Genomic DNA, 19,874 nt, shown 5'->3' with positions numbered 1-19,874 from the left:
GGTTGGTCGCGGGTTCGGGTGAGTCTCAGGTCCGTGTCGTGGACGGTCGGGTACTGGCCCCCCGCCTGGCCCGCCGCACCCTCCCTGCCCAGCCCTCCCTCTCGGCTTCCGTCCCGTCCTCTGCCCCCACCTCGGCCCAGACCTCTGCCTCCGTTTCCGCCTCCGCCTCCCTTCCCGCGCAGACGGTTGCCCCCGCTTCCGCCCTCTCTCCTGGGTCGGTGCTGGTGACCGGTGGGACCGGTGGGCTGGGTGCGCTGGTGGCGCGGCGGCTGGTGGAGCGTCATGGGGTCCGGGATCTGGTGCTGCTGTCACGGCGGGGCCCCGCCGCTCCGGGGGTTTCGGACCTGGTGGCCGGCCTGGAAGAGGCCGGGGCCCGGGTGCGGGTGCTGGCCTGTGACGTGACCGATCGGGCAGCGCTGGCCGATGCGGTGGCTTCGGCCGGGCCGCTGGCGGGTGTCGTGCACGCGGCCGGGGTCCTGGACGACGGCGTCGTGGGAAGCCTCACTCCCGAGCGGGTGGACGTGGTCCTCAAACCTAAGGCGGACGCGGCCTGGTTCTTACACGAGCTGACCGAGGGGATGCCGCTGCGGTTCTTCGTGTTGTTCTCCTCGCTCGCCGGGGTGGTGGGCAACGCGGGGCAGGGCAACTACGCCGCCGCGAACGCGTTCCTGGACGGGCTGGCCGTCCACCGGCGGGATGCCGGGTTGCCGGCGGTGTCGGTGGCCTGGGGCCTGTGGGACGTCGAGTCGGGGATGACCGGTGGCCTGGACGTCGCCAGGCTGAGCCGCGCCGGAGTCGCCCCGCTGCGGGTGGAAGAGGGACTGGGCCTGTTCGACGGCGTCCTGACCGCCGACGCGGAGCCGGTCGTCGTCGGAGCTCGCTGGGACGCGGCCGGGCTGCGCGCTCGGGCCGAAGCCGGTGACCTGCCGGGAGTGCTGCGCGGTTTGGTACGCCTGCCGCGCCGTACAGCGGGAAAGGGCGCGGCGGCGGGCCTGGTGGCCCGGCTCGCCGAGCTGAACAGGGACGAAGCCCTGCGGTCACTGACCGACGCCGTCCGCGACCACGTGGCGGCCGTCCTCGCGCACGGCGACCCCGACCAGGTCGACGTGGACCAGGCGTTCAACCAGCTCGGCTTCGACTCCCTGACCGCCGTCGAACTGCGCAACCGGCTCAACGCCGACACCGGCCTGCGACTGCCCGCGACCCTCGTCTTCGACCATCCCACGGTCCGCCTGCTCTCGGCCTACCTCGCCGAAGTCCTCGTACCGGCGCCACCCACGGCGGAAGAGACGCTGCGCACCGCCCTGGAACGGGTCGACGACCTGCTCACGGCGGCCAACGGCGACGCGAAGAGCATGCGCGAGCGGCTCACCGTCATCCTGCAGGGCGCGCTCACCAAGCTCGGCGGCGGCGGCCAGAACGACGTGGGCGGCGTCATGGAGAAGATCGACTCCGCCTCCGACGAGGAGATCTTCGCCCTCATCGACAACGACCTGTGACCCATGACTCCCGCGACCGGAAAGGCACCAACGATGGGGACAGAGGACAAGCTCCGCGCCTACCTCAAGCGCGCCACGGTCGAACTGGCCCAGACCCGCCGTCGGCTCACCGAGACGGAGGAGCGCGCCTACGAGCCCATCGCGATCGTCGGCATGGCCTGCCGCTACCCCGGCGGGGCGGACACGGCCGAGGGCCTCTGGGAGCTGTTGCGCGAAGGCCGCAGCGCGGTCCGCGAGGTGCCGGCGACCCGCTGGGACATCGACGACTACTACCACCCCGACCCGCGCACCCCCGGCGGCGTCTACACCAGGTACGGCACGTTCCTGGACGACATCACCGGCTGGGACGCCGAGTTCTTCGGCCTCTCACCGCGTGAGGCGCTGCGCATGGACCCCCACCAGCGCCTGCTGCTGGAGCTGGCGTGGGAAGGCCTGGAGAACGCCGGCCTGTCACCCTCGCGGCTGGCCGGCACCCGCACCGGCGTGATGGTCGGCTTCATGGACACCCTGCAGTACGGCCGGCTGCAGATCGAGCGGCAGGGCGTCGACGCCCTCGGCGACCCCTACCTCGGCCAGGGCTCGGTGGCCAGCATCGCCGCCGGGCGCATCGCCTACCAGCTCGACCTGATCGGCCCCACCATCACGGTGGACACCGCCTGCTCCTCGTCGCTCATCGCGGTCCACCTGGCCGCCGAGAGCCTGCGCCGGGGCGAGAGCGACCTGGCCATCGCCGCGGGAGCCTCGCTGACCCTGCACCCCTCCCTCTATATCCAGGCGTGCGCGGGCCTGATGATGTGCTCCGACGGGCGGTGCAAGACCTTCGACGAGGACGCCGACGGCTACGTCATGGGCGAGGGCGGCGGCCTGGTGGTGCTGGAGCGGCTGTCCAGCGCCGTCGCGAACGGCCGTCGCATCCACGCCGTGCTGCGCGGCTCTGCGGTCAACCAGGACGGGCGCAGCAACGGGCTCACCGCCCCGAGCCGGCGCGCGCAGGCCGACGTGATCGGCCGCGCGCTCGCCGCCGCCCGTCTCAGCCCCGACGACATCGCGTACGTGGAGGCGCACGGGTCGGGCACCCACCTCGGCGACGCCATCGAGTTGTCCGCCCTCCACGACGTCTTCGGCCGCCGCTCGCCGGACCGGCCGCTGCGCGTCGGCGCGATCAAGACCAACATCGGCCACACCCAAGCGGCGGCGGGCGTTGCGGGCCTGATCAAAACCGTGCTGATCCTGAAAAATGGGCAGATCCCGCCCAGCCTGCACCTGACCACCCCGGCAGCCGCGTTCCCCGAGGACGGCACCCTCCGGCCGGTCACCGGCCTGGAACCGCTGCCGGAGGAGGAGGACAGGCCCAGGCTGGCCGGAGTCAGCTCGTTCGGCCTGTCCGGCACCAACGCCCACATCATCCTGGAGAGCGCCCCCGTACCGGACCCCCGGGAGGAGCCGGCGCGCGCCGGCACGCACGTCCTGCCCCTGTCCGCCGGCAGCGCCGCGGCGCTGCGCGAGCAGGCCACCCGGCTGGCGGACTGGGTGAGCGCCCACCCCGGCACGACCCTGCCCGACCTCGCCCACACGCTCCAGGCCGGGCGCGCCGAGCTGGACCACCGTCGCGCCCTCCTCTGCGACAGCCCGGACGACGCCGTACGCCGGCTGCGCGCCACCGCCGACAGCGGCGACGGCCACCGGGTGAAGGGCCGGCCACGCGTCGCGTTCCTGCTCCCCGGCGTCGGCGACCAGTACGAAGGACTCGGCCGGGAGTTGTACGCCAGGGAGCCGGTGTACGCCGAGGCGGTGGACGCCTGCGTCGAGCTCGTCCGCCGCCGCTCGGGCACGGACCTGCGCCCCCTGTTCCTCCCCGAGCGGGAGACGGCCCCCGACTCCGCCGACCTCGCCGCCCTGCTCGGCCGGGGCGGCGGCACGGCGGAGGCCTTCGGACCGCTCGACCACGCCGAGGTCGCCCACCCCTTCCTCTTCACCGCCGAGTACGCGCTGGCGCGGCTGTTCGAGCACTGGGGCGTCACCCCCGACATGCTCATCGGCTACAGCCTCGGCGAGTACGTCGCCGCCTGCCTGGCCGGGGTGTTCACCCTGGAGGACGCGCTGCACGTCGTCCTGGAGCGGGCGCACCTGATCACCGCCGTGCCCACCGGGCGCATGATCGCCGTCGCCGCCCCCGGGGAGCGCATCGCCGCGGCCCTCGCGGCAGCCGGGATCGACGTGGACGTCGCCGCCCGCAACGGCCCGTCGATGACCGTGCTGAGCGGGCCGCCCGCCGAGATCGAGGCGGCGGCCGCCCGGCTGGCCGGCGAGGGCATCGCCTGCCGGACGCTGCGCTCCGCGCACGCGTTCCACTCCAGACTGCTGCAGCCCGCCCGGGAGAAGCTCGCCGCCGTGCTCGACACCGTGCCGAGACGCGCGCCGTCCAGCACCGTCGTCTCCAACCTCACCGGCCGTGCGCTCACCGAGGAGCAGGCCACCAGCACCTCGTACTGGACCGAGCAGCTCGTCAGCACGGTCCGCTTCGCCGACGGTGTACGGCACTGCCTGAGCCAGGACGTGGACGTGTTCGTCGAGCTGGGCCCCGGCCAGACGCTCGGCGGGCTGGTCCGGCAGAACCTCGCCGGAGACTCCACGGCCGCCGTCCTCGGCACCCTGCCGGCCCACTGGACCGGCGGGCCCCGCCGCGACCCGTACGACGACCTGCTCCAGACACGCGCCCGGTTGTGGGAGCTCGGCGCCCCGGTGACGTGGGAGGGCGCGCACGCCGGAGGAGGCCAGGTGCTCAGCCTGCCCACCTACCCGTTCCAGCGCACCCGCTTCTGGCCCGAGCAGACCGTGCCCACCGGCCCGGCCATCCCCGCACCGAACGCCGAGCCCGCCGACTTCACCTTCGCCCACTCGTGGCGACAGGATCCGGCGAGGTGGCGGCAGGACGCGGAAAGAGGGCTGCAGGACGGGGCGAAAGGGTCGGCGTCGGACTCTCGGCCTCAACGACAGGCTCGTGGGGGTCCCTGGGACACCCCCTCCACGGCTCTCGGTCTGCCCGGCCCCCTCGTCGTCTTCGCCGACCCCGGCGGCGTGGGCACGGCCCTCGCCGACCTGGCCGCCGCTTCCGGCACCCCCGTGCTCGAAGTGGTCGCCGGTGACGGCGCCCCGCGCCGCGAGGGCCGCCGACTGACCATCGACCCCGCCGTCCCCGCCCACTACGCCGACGTCTTCACCGCGCTCGGCGACCCGGCGTACGGACACGGCCCGGTGCACGTCGCGCACCTGTGGAGCCTGACCTCCCCTACGGGCGGGCGCCTGGACGACGCGGGCCTGCGAGCAGCGGTCGCCGACGGCTTCAACAGCCTCATGCTGGCCCTGCAAGCCCTCGGCGACCTGCCCGAGGACCGGGGTGTACGACTCCTGACGGTCACCCGGGGCGCCACCGAGATCCTCGGCGACGACATCCCGTCCCCCCACCAGGCCCTGTCCCACGGCCTCGGCCGGGCGGCCCGGCACGAATACCCCGGCCTGACCTGGCAGGGCACCGACCTCGACCCAGCCCTCGCCTCAGACCCCGGCCCTGTCTCGAACCTCGGCCTCGCCTCAGCCCCTGACGCCGGCCTGGATCTTCACTCCAGTCTCGGCCGCGAGCCCGAGTCCGAACTCGGTGCTGGATCGGCCCTGGACGCCCTGCGGCTCGCGCAGGAGTTGCTGCACCAGCCGGACCCCGACGCGGGGCCCGACGCGCCCGACCCGCTCGCCGGGTGGCGGCGGGGTCGCCGCTGGGTGCGGTCCTGGGCTCCCGTCTCCACCGCCCCGCCCCCGGCCCCCGTATGGCGGGAGGACGGGACGTACCTGATCACGGGTGGGACCCGAGGGCTCGGCATGGCCCTCGCCAAGCACCTCGTACGGGCAGGTGTGCGGCGGCTCGCGCTGGTCGGCCGCACTCCGCTGCGGCGCGGCCGTGCCGACGGCGGGCGGGCGGAACAGGCATGGGAAGGCGGCACGGCCGATGGTGACCGGGCGGAGCGGACCCTGCGAGACGTCGCCGAGCTGGAGGCCAGCGGCGCGGAGGTGCTGCTGCTCACCGCCGACACCGGCGTTCCCGACCAGCTCAGGGAGGCGTTGCGGCGCGGGCGGGAGCACTTCGGCGCGCTGACGGGTGTGATCCACGCCGCCGGCCTGCCGGCGGGCGGCCTGCTGCGGCGGCGGACCGTGGCCGAGGCCGCCGAGGTGCTCGCGCCCAAGGTCCTGGCGATGGGTCCGCTGGCCGAGCTGGTCGGCCCCGGGACTCCGGCCGCCGAGCGGCCGGAGCTGCTGGTGCTGTACTCGTCCGCGGTCACCGCGTTCGGCGGCATCGGCGAGGGCGACTACTGCGCCGCCAACACCGTCCTGGACGCGTACGGCGACGCGCTGGCCGCCACCAGCCCGTCGACCAGGGTCGTGTCGGTCGCCTGGGGCCCCTGGCAGCACGACGTCTGGCAGTCGGAGAACCTCAAGTCGGCGGGCGGCCTGGCCGACCGGGTGGCCGCCTACCGCGCCCGCTACGGCTTCGCCGACGACGCCGGCTGCGAGCTGCTGGACCGGATCGTGGCGGGCGGCCACGGCAGCGTGATGGCGGTGCGGCAGCCGCTGCACGAGGTGGTGCGCGCCTGGTCCGACATGCTCGACCTGGACGACCTGATCGGCGCGGCCTCCGCCGTGCCGGCGGGCGAACGGTTCCCGCGCCCGCAGCTGCGCACCGACTTCGCGGCGCCGCGGACCGAGGCGGAGACCGAGATGGCCGAGCTGTGGGGCGCCTACCTCGGCATCGACCGGGTCGGCGTGCACGACCCGTTCTTCGACCTCGGCGGCAACTCGCTGCTCGGCATGGCCATGGTGCTCGCCCTGGAGAAGAGGCTGGGCCACCCGGTCCCGCCCGCGCTGCTGTTCGAGCACCCGACCATCGCGGAGTTCGCCGCGGCTCTCGACGGCGAAGGCGGCGCGGGCGGCGGCGTCCAGGAATCGCTCACCACCAGTTCCGCACGGGGGCAGCGGCGGCGCCGGGCCCGTTCCAGTAACCGGAAATGAGGACGGAAGACGTGATCGACGACATCGAGGGCGAGAACTCCGGCACCGACATCGCGATCGTCGGCATGTCGGGCCGCTTCCCGGGGGCGTCCGACGTCGCCGAGCTGTGGTCCGCGATCCGGGCCGGCGCGTCCGGGATCACCCGGTTCACCGACGACGAGCTGCGTGCCGCCGGAGTCCCGGACGACCTGCTGGCCGACCCCGCGTACGTGAAGGCCGCGCCGGTGATCGAGGACGTCGAGCTGTTCGACGCCGCCTTCTTCGGGTTCAGCCCGAAGGAGGCGCAGATCCTCGACCCGCAGCACCGGCTGTTCCTGGAGCACAGCCACGCGGCGCTGGAGGACGCCGGCTGCGACCCCAAGCGCTTCGACGGCTCGATCGGCGTCTTCGGCGGCTGCGCGCACAGCTCGTACATGCAGAACAACCTGCTGCCCAGCGGCATCGGCGAGGTCATGGGCGACCTCGCGCTCGGGCTCGCGAACGACAAGGACTCGCTCACCACCCGCGTCGCGCACACGCTGGGGCTGTCCGGCCCGTCGTACGGCGTGCAGAGCTACTGCTCGACGTCGCTGGTCGCGGTCTGCGCCGCGGCCACCAGCCTGGCCGGCTTCGAGTGCGACCTCGCCCTGGCCGGCGGCGTCGCGGTCAGCGTGCCGCAGCATGTCGGCTACCTCTACCAGCAGGGCGGGATCTCGCCGCCCGACGGCGAGTGCCGCGCCTTCGACGCCGGCGGCCTCGGCGCCCCGCTCGGCAGCGGCGTCGGCGTGGTCGCGCTGCGCCGTCTGGAGGACGCGCTCGCCGACGGTGACCAGATCTACGCCGTCCTGCGCGGCTGGGCGGTCAACAACGACGGCGGCCGGAAGGTCGGCTTCACCGCGCCCGGCGTACAGGGCCAGGCCGCGGTGATGGCCGAGGCGCTGGCCAGCGCCGACCTGACGCCCGCCGACATCGACTACATCGAGGCGCACGGCACCGGCACCGCGCTCGGCGACGCCGCCGAGCTGGCCGCGCTCCAGCAGGTGTTCCGCGGGCAGTCGCTGCTGATCGGCTCCGTCAAGACGAACCTCGGCCACCTCGACCGGGCCGCCGGAGTCACCAACCTGATCAAGGCCGCCCTCGCGCTGCGCAACGACGAGATCCCGGCGACGCTCAACCTGACGGAGCCCAACCGGCAACTCGGCGCCGGCGATGCCCAGCTGGAGGTGGTCACCTCGCTGCGCGCCTGGCCGCGCGAGGCGGGACACACCCGCCGGGCGGGCGTGAGCGCGTTCGGCATCGGCGGCACCAACGCCCACGTGGTGCTGGAGGAGGCGCCGCTCGTCCCCCGGACCGAGGAGGAGCCCCGGCCCGAGCCGCTGGTGTGGTCCGCCCGCTCGGCCGCCGCCGCCGACGCGATGACCGAGCGGCTCGCCGCGCACCTCGCGGGCCCCGGCGGCGACACGCGGCTCGCCGACGTCGCCCACACGCTGCAGAGCGGGCGGCAGCTCTTCGCCCACCGCAGGATGCTGGTCGCCTCGTCCACCGCCGAGGCCGCCGCCGCCATGCGCGACGGGGCGGTGCTGCGCCGCGAGGAGGGCCGCGCCGACCGGCCCGTGGCCTTCCTCATCGCGGGAACCGGCGAGCAGTACCCCGGCATGGCCGCCGAGCTCTACCGGACCGAGCCCGTCTTCCGCAAGGTGCTCGACGAGTGCCGGGCCGTCCTGCGCCGCCGGATGGGCGGGGACGACCCGCTCGCCGAGATGCTCGCACCCCGCCGCACCGAGGCGACCGGCGGGCTGGGCGCGCTGCTCGGTCGCGGCCCGGCCGCCGACGCGACCCCGACCGCCGTCCTCCAGCCCGCGCTGTTCTCGGTCGAGTACGCGCTCGCCCGCCTGGTGCTGACCTGGGGTGTCGAGCCCGCCATCCTGGCCGGATACAGCCTGGGCGAGTACGTCGCCGCCTGCCTCGCCGGCGTGCTGTCGCTGGAGTCGGCGCTCGCCCTGGTGGCGCACCGCGCGAGCCTCATCGGCGGGCTGCCCGAAGGGTCGATGAGCGCCGTCCCGCTGTCCGCCGCCGACGCGGTCGAACGGCTCCGGCGCGCCGGGATCTCCGGCGTGGACGTCGCCGCCGTGAGCGGCCCCGACCTCACCGTGCTGGCCGGCGAGCCGGAGGCCATGGCGGCGGTGCGCGCGCTGCTGGAGGCCGACGCGGTGCCGTGCCGCCCGCTGGCCACCACCCACGCCTTCCACTCGGCCATGATGGAGCCGATCCGCGAGCCGCTCACCGCCTGGATAGCGGAGAACGTGCCGCTGAACGCGCCCCGCGTGCCGTACGTCTCCAACGTGACCGGCACCCTGGCCACCGCCGAGCAGGTGACGGACCCGGCCTACTGGGCCGAGCACATGTGCGCGCCGGTCCAGTTCGACGCCGTGCTGGCCACCTTGCTGCGGGAGGAGGGCGACGCGGCGCTGCTGGAGATCGGGCCCGGCCAGTCGCTCGGCGCGATGGCGCGCGGACACCGGGACTGTGCCCGTGAGCGCTGGCCGCTGATCGTCGGCACCCTGCCGGGCGCCCAGGACCCCCGCCCGGCCGGCGCCGCCCTGGCCGACGCGGCCGGCCGGCTCTGGCTGGCGGGCGTGGGGCTCGACTGGCCGGGCTACCAGCAGGACCGCCCAGTGGCCAAGGCCGGCCTGCCCACCTACCCGTTCCAACGCGAACGCTACTGGGTGAACCCGCCCTCAGCCCCCGCCGCCGCGCCTCCCGGCACCGCCACCGGCATCCGCGCCGCAACCGACATCGGCGCTGTGAGTGCCGGCGTCACGGCCGCCGCCGCTCACAGCGCGGCTTCCCGCGCTGGTGCCAACGGTGCGGGTACGGATGCCGCACCCGGAGCCATGGGGACGCCTGCCGAGCCGCACGTACGACTCCTGAGCCCGCGTTGGACCCAGGACAACACCCTCGGAGCGTCCGCCGACGGCACACCTGAGGAGTCCGTCGCAGGCGCACTGGGGGCGGCTGCGGTGGATAGGCCCGAAGTATCTGCTGCTGGCACGCATAAGGCGTCCGCGTCGGTCGCCCGTTGTGTCCTGCTGGGCGGTCGTACGGAGGCCGCTGAGACCTTGGCCCGGACGCTGCGCGCCCACGGAATCGAGGTCGTGACCGTCACCCCCTCGGAAACCTTCACTCAGTCTCCGCCTGGGCTGGATGAGGCCTCGGGCGTGGTCTCGGAGACTCCGCGTGGGCTCGATGAAGCCTCGGGCAAGTCGGCCGATGGGGCCGGTGCCTTCGTAGAGACCCCCGACGGCTTCGTCGTCGACCTGGATTCGGCGGCCTGTCACGCCGAGTTGGCGAGGCGGCTGGCCGGGGGTGGCCCCACGGTCCTGGCGGACCTGCGCCTCCTCGACCAGGAGGACGCCTCCACCGGCCCGAACGACGGCCGCGACGGGTTGCTTCCCCTGACCCGGCTGCTCGACGCCTGGGGTGAGGCCGGTGACGGCGTACGGATCATCGTGGCCACCTCGGGCGGACAGGCCGTGGCGGACGGCGAGGTGCCCGCGCTCCGGCAGGCCGCCGCCGCGACCCTGCCGATGGTCGCCAACCAGGAGTACCTGAACCTCGACTGCGCCACGGTGGACCTCGACCCGGCCGCGAGTCCCGCCGCCATCGCCGAGGCGCTCGCCGCCGAAGTGCGCCTGCCCTCCGGCGAGGTGTTCGTCGCCTACCGCGCCGGCCGCCGGCTCGTCCGCGGCTTCACCCCGGACGAGCCCAGCGAGACCGGGCCGGACGGGTCAGCCCAGCGGGTGCCGAACGGATCTGTTCAGGCTGATTCACATGGGGGCGGGGTCGGCAAGTCGGGGTCGGAGGATGTCGCCGGTGTGCGGGAGGGGGGCACCTACCTGATCACCGGTGGTCTCGGCGATGTGGGGTTGCTCGTCGCCGAGCATCTGGTCCGGGGCGGTGCCGGGCGGCTGATTCTGGCCAGTCGCGGCGGGGTGCCCGACACCGAGGGGGACCCGCGCCGGGCAGGGGTGCGGCGGTTGCGGGAGCTCGGGGCCGAGGTGCTCACCCCCCGGGTCGACGTCACCGACGACGCCGCCATGCGCGCGCTGCTGGACGAGGTGCTCGCGGGCGGCCGGCGGCTGGACGGCGTGGTGCACGCCGCCGCCGACACCGGCCCTGACACCTTCCGCCCGCTGCGCGATCTGGACGCCACCGCCGTCGAGCGGCACTTCGCCGCCAAGGTGACCGGCGCGCTGGTTCTGGAGCGGCTGCTGAACGAGTTGCCCGCCGATCGGGCTCCGAGCTTCTGCGTGCTGTTCTCCTCCACCTCCGCCGTGCTCGGCGGCATCGCGTTCGCCAGTTACGCCGCCGCCAACGCCGCTCTGACCGCGATCGGCCTGCGCAACCACGCCCGCCGGACGCGTACCCGATGGGTGAGCGCCGGCTGGGACACCTGGTCGGTCACCCTGAGCCGGGTCGAGGGCGGGTTCGGCGCGGCCATGGCCGCGCACTCCATGACGGCCGAGCAAGCGCTCGGCGCGTTCGACGAGCTGCTGGTCGCCTCGCGGCCCAGCCTGGTGGTGGCCGCCGGCGGCCTGGACGACCGGCTGCCCCATGCCTACGCCTCCGGCGTCGGCGGCGTCGGCGGTCACGTCGGTGACGCCGCGCCCGCCGGGACCGGCGACCGGTTTCCGCGCCCGGAGCTGCCACAGCCCTACACCCCGCCGCTGTCGGCGACGGAACGCGACCTGGCCGGCCTCTGGTCAGAAGTGCTCGGCGTCGAACCGGTCGGCACCCGGGACAACTTCTTCGACCTCGGCGGCAACTCGCTGGTCGCGCTGCAGATGCTCGCGCTGGTGAAGAAGCGGTTCGGCGTGGCGGTGCCGACGGTCTCGCTGTTCGAGGCGCCGACGGTCAGCACGCTGGCCGCCACCCTGGACGAGCGCCGCGCACCGGCACCGGCGCCCGCCGGAGCGCCACAGCCCCCTGCGGCAGTCGGCGGGCCACGAACCCGCACCTCCGCCGGGACGCTTCAGGCCGTGACCGCCCGCGACCGGGATGCGGGTCGTCCGGGTGACGACGACAGGCGGATCGCCATCGTCGGCATGGCCGGACGATTCCCCGGCGCCTCCGACGTGGGCCAGTTCTGGCGCAACCTGCGCGACGGCGTCGAGTCCATCACCTTCTTCTCCGAGGAGGAGCTGCTGGCCGCCGGGGCCGACCCCGAGCAGATCAAGGATCCCGCGTACGTCCCGGCCCGGCCGGTGCTGGACGACATCAGCGGCTTCGACGCGTCCTTCTTCGGCATGAGCCCCCGGATGGCCGCGATCAACGATCCGCAGCAGCGGGCCTTCCTGGAGGTGTGCTGGGAGGCGCTGGAGCACGGGGGTTACGCGGCCCCCGATCACCGCGGCCGGGTCGGCGTGTTCGGCGGCGCCAACATCAGCACGTACCTGCTGCGGATGACCGACCATCTGCTCGGCGGCGGGCAGCAGGAGTTCAGCGACTTCGAGGTCATCATGGGCAACGACAAGGACGCCCTGACCACGACGGTCTCCTACCTGCTCGACCTGTACGGCCCGAGCGTGGCCGTCCAGACCTTCTGCTCCACGTCGCTGGTCGCCGCGCACCTGGCGGTGCAGAGCCTGCGCAACGGCGAGTGCGAGCTGGCCCTGGCGGGAGGCGTCTCGATCCGGGTGCCGGACCGGGTGGGCCACCTGTTCGGCCCCGGCGGGCAGGAGTCGCCGGACGGCCACGTGCGCGCCTTCGACGCCCAGGCCCGGGGCAGCATGTTCGGCGACGGCGCGGCCGCCGTCCTGCTCAAGCGGCTGCCCGACGCGGTGCGCGACGGCGACCACATCTGGGCGGTGATCCGCGGCTCCGCGATGAACAACGACGGCGCGCTCAAGGTCGGCTACACCGCGCCCAGCGTCGTCGGCCAGGCCAGGGTGATCGAGGACGCGATGGCCGACGCGGGCGTCACCGGCGAGGACATCAGCTACGTCGAGGCGCACGGCACCGCCACCGAGCTGGGCGACCCGATCGAGGTGGCCGCGCTGACCCGCGCGTTCGGCGCCACCCGGGACAGGGGGTACTGCCCGATCGGGTCGGTGAAGACGAACGTCGGGCACCTGGACCGGGCCGCCGGCGCGAGCGGGCTGATCAAGACGTCGTTCGCGGTGCGCGAGGGCATGATCCCGCCCACCCTGCACTACACCAGCCCGAACCCCGAGATCGACTTCGACGGCAGCCCGTTCTACGTCAACGCCGAGCTGTCCCCGTGGCGGACGCGCGACGGCCGCCCGCGCATCGCCGGACTCAACTCCCTCGGCATGGGAGGCACCAACGTGCACATGGTCATCGAGGAGCCACCCGTCCGTCCCGGCTCGCCGCCACCGGCCCGCCGCTTCCAGGTGCTGCCCGTCTCGGCGCGCAACGCCCCGGCGGCCGACGCCGCTGTCCGGCGGCTCGGCGAGCACCTGGCCGCCGAGCCCGGCGCGCGGCTGGCCGATGTGGCGTACACGCTGCAGGTCGGGCGCAAGACCTTCGAGCACCGTCGGGCGCTGGTCACCGGCGACGGCGCGGCCGCCGCGGCCGCCCTGACCGGGACGCGCCAGGAGGGGCTGCTGGGCCGGGTCGACACCGTACAGGGCCGCCGGACCGCCTTCCTGCTGGCAGGCGTCGGCGAGCAGTACCCGGGCCTGGCCGGCGACCTGTACCGGCACGAGCCGGCCTTCCGCGCCGCGCTGGACGAGTGTCTGACCCTGCTGGCGCAGCACCTGGACGGCGCAGACGGCGCCGACCTCGTCAACCTCGCCGACCTGCTGACCGGCGAGCGCGAGGCGGGCGCGAGCCTCGCCGCCGTGCTGCAGCGCACGGAAGTGGCTCAGCCGGCGCTGTTCGCCGTGGAGTACGCACTGGCGCGCACGCTCATGTCCTGGGGGCTGCAACCGGCGATCATGCTCGGCTACAGCCTCGGCGAGTACGTCGCCGCCTGTCTCGCCGGAGTCCTGTCCCTGCCCGACGCCGTCGCCCTGGTCACCCACCGGGCCCGGCTGATCGCCGGGATGCCGGCGGGGGCGATGCTGGCCGTCTCCCTCCCGGCGGGCGACCTGCGCAGGCGCTTCCGGCTGGAGGAACGCGAGCTGGACGTCGCCGCCGTCAACGGCCCTCAGGCGGTCGTGGTCGCCGGCCCTGTCGAGGCGATCGAGACGCTGGCCGGGGAGCTGCGGCAGGCCGGGATCGCGTGCCGCGCGCTGGAGATCACCCACGCCTTCCACTCCCGCATGCTGGAGCCGCTGAGCGACGAGCTCACCCAGTGGATCAAGGCTGAGGTCACGCTCAACCCGCCCGCGCTGCCGTACATCTCGAACGTGACCGGCGCGCAGGCCGACGCCGAGCTCGTGTGCGACCCCGGCTACTGGGCCCGGCACATGTGCGCGACCGTGCGCTTCCAGGCGGGGGTCGACACGCTGCTGGCCGAGCCGGAGCTCGCAATGGTGGAGATCGGCCCCGGCCAGTCGCTGGGCGCGCTGGTGCGCGGGGCGGGCTGCCCGGCGGAGCGCTGGTCGTTGATCACGCACACGCTGCCCGCCGCGAGCGACGCCACACCGGGTGACGAGGCGCTGGCGGGCTGCCTGGCCAGGCTCTGGCTCGGCGGGGTCGCCATCGGATGGGACGCCTACCACGGTCGCGTCGAGGGCGCCGACCCCGCCACGCTGCCCGGCCGCATCCCGCTGCCCACCTACCCGTTCCAGCGGCAGCGCTACTGGATCGACCCGCCCGCCCGCCGGGAGACGGCGGCCGAGCCGGAGGACCTGTTCGAGGCCATCACGAGCCTGCCCAAGCTGCCCGAGGAGCAGTGGCTCTACCTGCCCGTGTGGCGGCAGACGGCCGCGCCGGCGGAACGCCCGCCGGGCTCGTGGCTGGTGTTCACCCGCGAGGGGCTCGCCGACGAGGCACTGGCCGGACTCCGCGAGGCCGCCGCCGCGACCGGCGCCAGCATCACGCCGGTACGTCCCGGCGAGGCGTACGCCGTCACCGGCGACGGGCACATGGCCAGGCCGGGCAGCGTCGGCGACATGCTCGCCGTGCTGCGCGACCTGCGTACGGCGGGACGGCGGCTGGAGCGGGTCGTGCACCTGTGGACCCTGGAACCGGCGGCGCACGACGTCACCATCGCGCACGGCCTGCACACTCTCGTCGCGCTGGCGAGGGCGGCGGGGGAGTCCGGCATCGGCGACTGGTCGCTCGACGTGGCCGTCTCCGGCACCCAGCGGGTGCTGGGGGAGGAGGTGGCGTACCCGGCCGGCGCGACGCTGATGGGGCCGTCCCTGGTGATCCCGCTGGAGTATCCGGGCGTGACCACCCGGTTGATCGACCTCCCGGCCGGCCCGTCCGCGCGTGACCTGCGCGGCCTGACCGCCGAGCTGGCCCGCCCGCAGCACGACCGCACGGTGGCGCTCCGGCACGGCCGCCGCTACGTCCCCGAATACGCCCGCATGCAACCCCCGCCCCTGCCCGCCCGAACACCTGCCCCCGTGCCCGCTCCGCCCGTGCCCGGCGGTGGCCCGGTCGCCGATGTCACCGGCCTGCGCGAGGGCGGTGTCTACCTGATCACCGGCGGGCTGGGCGGCATCGCCCTCGGCCTGGCCGGGCATCTGGCCCGCGACTACCGCGCCAAGCTGGTCCTGCTGGCCCGGCGCGGCCTGCCGCCGCGCGCCGACTGGCCCGCGATCCTGGCCGCCGGCGACTCCGGCGACTCCGGCGACTCCGGTGGGAGCCCGGTCGACGAGGTCACGCGGCGCAGGGTGCGGCAGGTCACCGAGCTGATCAGGCTCGGCGCCGAGGTCGAGATCGTCGCCGGTGACGTCGCCGGCGCCGGGGACGTACGCCGGGCCGTCGAGGCGGCGACCGGGCGCTTCGGGGCGCTGCACGGCGTGCTGCACGCGGCGGGCGTGCCGGCCATGGGGCTGATGCAGTTCAAGCGGCCCGAGGAGCTGGACGAGGTGCTCGCCCCCAAGGTCGGCGGCACACTGGCGCTGGCCGAGGCGCTGCGCGTCGGCCGGCCGGACGAGGTCGAGCTGGACCTGCTGGTGCTGTTCTCCTCGATCACCTCCGCGACCGGCGGCGGCCCCGGCCAGGTGGACTACTGCGCCGCCAACGCCTTCCTGGACGGCTACGCCCACGAGCTCGCCGCGACCGGGCGCCGGGTGGTGTCCGTCGGCTGGGGCGAGTGGACGTGGAACGCGTGGGAGGCCGGGCTCGCCGGGTACGAGGAGGCGCTGCGCGACTTCTTCCGGCAGAACCGGGCCCGCGTCGGCATCGACTTCGCCGACGGCTGGCGTTCGCTGCTGCGGGCGCTGGCCACCGGGGAGCCGCACGTCGTCGTGTCCACCCAGGACTTCCCCACGCTGGTGAGCGGCAGCTCCCGCTTCACCCTGGAGGCGGTGACCTCCCCCGCCATGGGCGGCGGGGGCGAGCTGCACCCCAGGCCCGAGCTGGTCACCAACTACCAGGAGCCCGCCGGCGCCACCGAGGAGGCCATCGCCGCGATCTGGGGCGAGTCGCTGCGGCTGGACCGGGTCGGCGTGCTGGACAACTACTTCGAGCTGGGCGGCAACTCGCTGCTCGGCGTCGCCATCGTGGCCGCGGTCCGGCGCGCGTTCAAGCTGCCGGAGCTGCCGCCGCACATCCTCTACGAGTCGCCGACCGTGGCAGCGCTGAGCCGCACCGTCGAGGCGCTCGCCTCGGGCGAGGCGCCGGCCGTCGCCGACGGCGGCAGCCAGGTGCGAGCCCAGCTCCGGCGCTCGGGATTGGAGGCCGCCGCGCGCAGGCGCGGGAGGTGACGGCGATCCACGGCCAACACGGCCAAAACGGACCAACGCGGACCGACACGGACCGACACCGGGAACGTCGCGATCAAGGAGCGGAAACGATGAACGGAACGGAGATGACATGTCTGTTATCGGGGTGATCGGCGCCGGCGTCATGGGAGTCGGCGTCGCCCAGAACCTCGCCTCGACCGGGCACGACGTGGTGCTGGTCGACAAGGACGAGAAGACGCTGACCGCAGCGCTGGCGACCATCGAGCGCAACAGCCGGATGAGCCGCCTCATGGGCGGTCCCGCCCTGGACGCCGACGAGATCCTGTCCAGGATCACCACGGCCGTCGGAGCGGCGGGCGCGGCCAAGGCCGAGATCGTCATCGAGAACGTGACCGAGAACTGGGACGTCAAGCGGGAGGTGTACGAGACGCTCGACGCCGAGTGCGGCCCCGACACCGTCTTCGTCGTCAACACCTCGGCCATCCCGATCACCAAGGTCGCCGCCGTCACCGGCCGCCCGGACAAGGTGGTCGGCGTGCACTTCATGAACCCGGTGCCGGCCAAGCCGGTCGTCGAGCTGATCCCGGGCTTCCACACCTCAGCGGAGACGGTCGAGCGCACCAAGGACCTGCTGCACGCCATGGGCAAGAAGGCCGTGCACGTCAAGGACTCGTGCGGCTTCATCTCCAACCGGGTGCTGATGCTCACCGTCAACGAGGCGGCCTTCCTCGTGCACGAGGGCGTGGCGGACGCCGCGTCGGTGGACGAGGTGTTCCGCGGCTGCTTCGGCCACCCGATGGGACCGCTGGAGACGGCCGACCTGATCGGCGTCGACACGATCCTCTACAGCGTGGAGGTGCTCTACGAGCACTACGCCGACAGCAAGTACCGCCCGTGCCCGCTGCTGAAGCAGATGACCGACGCCGGACTGCACGGCCGTAAGACCGGCCGTGGCTTCTACACCTACGACTCGAACTGAAGACGAACTGAAACGGAGCAATGCCCATGTCCACCACCGCAAGGGATCAGATTCTCACCTTCGTCCGCGAGCGCTATCCGCAGGCGGAGATCGACGCGTCGCAGGACATCTTCGCCCTCGGCTTCGTCAACTCGCTGTTCGCGATGGAGCTGGTGATGTTCGTGGAGAAGACGTTCGAGGTCACCATCCCCAACGAGGAGCTGCGGATCGACAACTTCCGCACCGCCGACTCGATGGCGAGCCTGGTGGCGAGGCTCTCGGCCGACCTGGCCGTGGCGTGACCCTCACCGACCCGGCACCCCCCATCCGAACCGCGGAGCGGGGCACGGATCGGGTCACCGATCGGGGCTCGGCCCGCGCCTTCGTCGACACCCACGTCGTGCCGTACGCCGACGCCTACGACCGGGTCGGCCGGGTGCCGGAGGACCTGCTGCGGCGGGTCGCCGAGGCGGGCCTGTGGGCGCCGTTCCTGCCGCCCGGCTCGGGCGGCGCCGGGATGGACATGGTCACGCTCGGGGAGGTGCACGAGGAGGTGGGGCGCGGCTGCTCCTCCCTCCGCAGCCTGCTCACCGTCCACACGATGGTGTCGTGGACGGTGCAGCGGTGGGGCACCCCGGCCCAGCGCGAGCGGTGGACGCCGGTGCTCGGCAGCGGGCAGGTGCTCGGCGCCTTCTGCCTGTCCGAGCCCGGCGCCGGCAGCGACACCTCGGGGATCACCACGACCGCCGTCGAGTCGGGCGGCGGCTGGGTGCTCAACGGGGTCAAGACGTGGACCACGGGCGGCCAGCGGGCGGACCTGTTCCTGGTGTTCGCCCGCACGGCCGCCAGCATCGGCGCCTTCCTCGTGCCGAGGGACGCGCCGGGCGTCCGGGTCCGTCCCATCGACGACATGCTGGGCACCCGCGCCTCCATGCTGGCGCAGATCTCCTTCGACGACGTCGTCCTCGGGCCCGACGCGCTGCTCGGCCCGAGCGGGTTCACCGCCGGCATGGTGCTCACGGGCACCCTCGACCTCGGCCGCTACAGCGTGGCGGCCGGCTCGCTGGGCATCCTCCAGGCCTGCCTGGAGGCGTCCTCCGCGTACGCCGCGCACCGCAGGGTGGGCGGCTCGGCGCTGCGCGAGCTGCCGCTGATCCAGGCGAAGCTCTCCGACATGGTCACCGACGCGCGGGCGGCGAGGCTGCTGGTCGCCGAGGCCGGCCGGCTCAAGGACGCCGGGGAGTCGGCGACGCTCATGGCCACCTGGGTCGCGAAGTACTTCGCCTCCACGGCCGCCGTCCGCCACGCGGCCGAGGCCGTGCAGATCCACGGCGCCAACGGGTGCAGCCCGGACTACCCGGTGGCCCGGCTGTACCGCGACGCCAAGGTGATGGAGATCATCGAAGGCAGCAACGAGATCCAGCGGATCACCATCGCCGGCCAGGCGGAAAGGGAGAGAACGCCGTGACCGTGACAACCTCGGCCACCCCGGCCGTCCCGCTCCCGGAGAAGCCGAAGCGGGGCCGGATCAAGTGCATCGTGTGGGACCTCGACAACACCCTGTGGAACGGGGTGCTCCTGGAGGACGGCGACGTCACCGTACGACCCGCCGTGGTCGAGCGGATCCACGAGCTGGACCGCAAGGGCGTCCTGCACTCCATCGCCAGCAAGAACGACAGGGACGCGGCCATGGAGAAGCTGCGCGCCCTCGGGCTGGAGGAGATGTTCCTGCACCCGCAGATCAACTGGAACCCCAAGTCGGACTCCATCCGGCACATCGCCAAGGCGCTCAACCTCGGCCTGGACGCCTTCGCGTTCGTCGACGACCAGGAGTTCGAGCGCGCCGAGGTGGCCCACGGCGTCCCCGAGGTGACCTGCGTGGACATCCTGGAGCTGGAGGAGGCGCTGGCGCGGCCGGAGTTCCGGCCGCGCTTCGTCACCGACGAGTCGGCGCTGCGGCGCGAGATGTACCGCAGCCAGATCGCCAGGGAGGAGCTGGAAGGCGAGTTCGTCGGCACGAACGAGGAGTTCCTGGCCGGCCTGGAGATGTCCTTCACCATCTCCCCCGCCAGAAGGGAGGACCTGCAGCGCGCCGAGGAACTCACCGTCCGCACCAATCAGCTCAACTCCACCGGGCGCACGTACTCCTACGAGGAGTTGGACGCGCTGCGGGAGTCGCCGGACCACCTGCTCCTGGTGGCCTCGCTCACCGACCGGTTCGGCGGCTACGGCAAGATCGGGCTGGCCCTGGTGGAGAAGGGCGAGGACGCCTGGTGGCTGCGCATGATGCTGATGTCGTGCCGGGTGATGTCCCGCGGGGTCGGCATGGTGCTGCTCAACCACATCATGCGGCTGGCCGTGGAGGCGGGCGCGACCGTCCGGGCGGACTTCGTGGAGACCGGGCGCAACCGCATGATGCAGGTGACGTACGCCTTCGCCGGGTTCCACGAGGCGAGCAGGGAGGGCGCGCACGTCGTCCTGGAAGCCGACCTGACCGCCGTGCAGCCCCCGCCGGCGTACGTGAGACTCGAGATCGTCGAGTAAGGGACCGAG

General features: G+C 73.7%; 7 protein-coding genes. All 7 read left to right on the top strand.

Translation table 11 applies throughout. The annotated features are described in order from the left end of the window. Positions 1-218 precede the first annotated feature (218 nt). The 7 genes from ACTMTF_RS29605 to ACTMTF_RS29575 all read left to right on the top strand — a co-directional run bounded on the left by ACTMTF_RS29605 (position 219) and on the right by ACTMTF_RS29575 (position 19,865). Positions 219-1,499: an SDR family NAD(P)-dependent oxidoreductase gene (locus ACTMTF_RS29605; protein ID WP_441113607.1), complete on the top strand. Its 1,281-nt coding sequence runs from the start codon at positions 219-221 to the stop codon at positions 1,497-1,499. Between the two features lie 33 nt (positions 1,500-1,532). Next, on the top strand, positions 1,533-6,557 hold the full coding sequence (locus tag ACTMTF_RS29600; RefSeq protein ID WP_441113606.1) for a beta-ketoacyl synthase N-terminal-like domain-containing protein: 5,025 nt from the start codon (positions 1,533-1,535) through the stop codon (positions 6,555-6,557). Further along, entirely contained in the window at positions 6,554-16,384 is a 9,831-nt protein-coding gene (locus ACTMTF_RS29595; RefSeq protein WP_441113605.1) for an SDR family NAD(P)-dependent oxidoreductase, read from the top strand. The genes ACTMTF_RS29600 and ACTMTF_RS29595 overlap by 4 nt, the downstream gene beginning before the upstream one ends. A gap of 109 nt (positions 16,385-16,493) precedes the next feature. Beyond that, positions 16,494-17,342, top strand: a complete 849-nt coding sequence (locus ACTMTF_RS29590; RefSeq protein WP_397003661.1) for a 3-hydroxyacyl-CoA dehydrogenase family protein — start codon at positions 16,494-16,496, stop codon at positions 17,340-17,342. 26 nt (positions 17,343-17,368) lie between these two features. Next, a complete protein-coding gene (locus tag ACTMTF_RS29585; RefSeq protein ID WP_397003659.1) occupies positions 17,369-17,623 on the top strand; it encodes an acyl carrier protein in 255 nt (84 codons plus the stop codon). Continuing rightward, on the top strand, positions 17,620-18,789 hold the full coding sequence (locus ACTMTF_RS29580; RefSeq protein ID WP_441113604.1) for an acyl-CoA dehydrogenase family protein: 1,170 nt from the start codon (positions 17,620-17,622) through the stop codon (positions 18,787-18,789). Before ACTMTF_RS29585 ends, ACTMTF_RS29580 begins: the two co-directional genes overlap by 4 nt. Next, positions 18,786-19,865: an HAD-IIIC family phosphatase gene (locus tag ACTMTF_RS29575; protein ID WP_397003655.1), complete on the top strand. Its 1,080-nt coding sequence runs from the start codon at positions 18,786-18,788 to the stop codon at positions 19,863-19,865. Before ACTMTF_RS29580 ends, ACTMTF_RS29575 begins: the two co-directional genes overlap by 4 nt. Positions 19,866-19,874 lie beyond the last annotated feature (9 nt).

The organism is Nonomuraea sp. ZG12 (genome assembly GCF_052068115.1).
Classification (GTDB): Bacteria; Actinomycetota; Actinomycetes; order Streptosporangiales; family Streptosporangiaceae; genus Nonomuraea.
The sequence above is the reverse complement of the archived record's forward strand: the minus strand, read 5'-3'. Positions and strand labels throughout refer to the sequence as shown.

Coding starts and splice junctions, on each gene's coding strand:
- ACTMTF_RS29600 (WP_441113606.1), top strand. CDS start 1,533: ATGGGGACAGAGGACAAGCTCCGCGCCTACCTCAAGCGCGCCACGGTC.
- ACTMTF_RS29590 (WP_397003661.1), top strand. CDS start 16,494: ATGTCTGTTATCGGGGTGATCGGCGCCGGCGTCATGGGAGTCGGCGTC.
- ACTMTF_RS29585 (WP_397003659.1), top strand. CDS start 17,369: ATGTCCACCACCGCAAGGGATCAGATTCTCACCTTCGTCCGCGAGCGC.
- ACTMTF_RS29595 (WP_441113605.1), top strand. CDS start 6,554: ATGAGGACGGAAGACGTGATCGACGACATCGAGGGCGAGAACTCCGGC.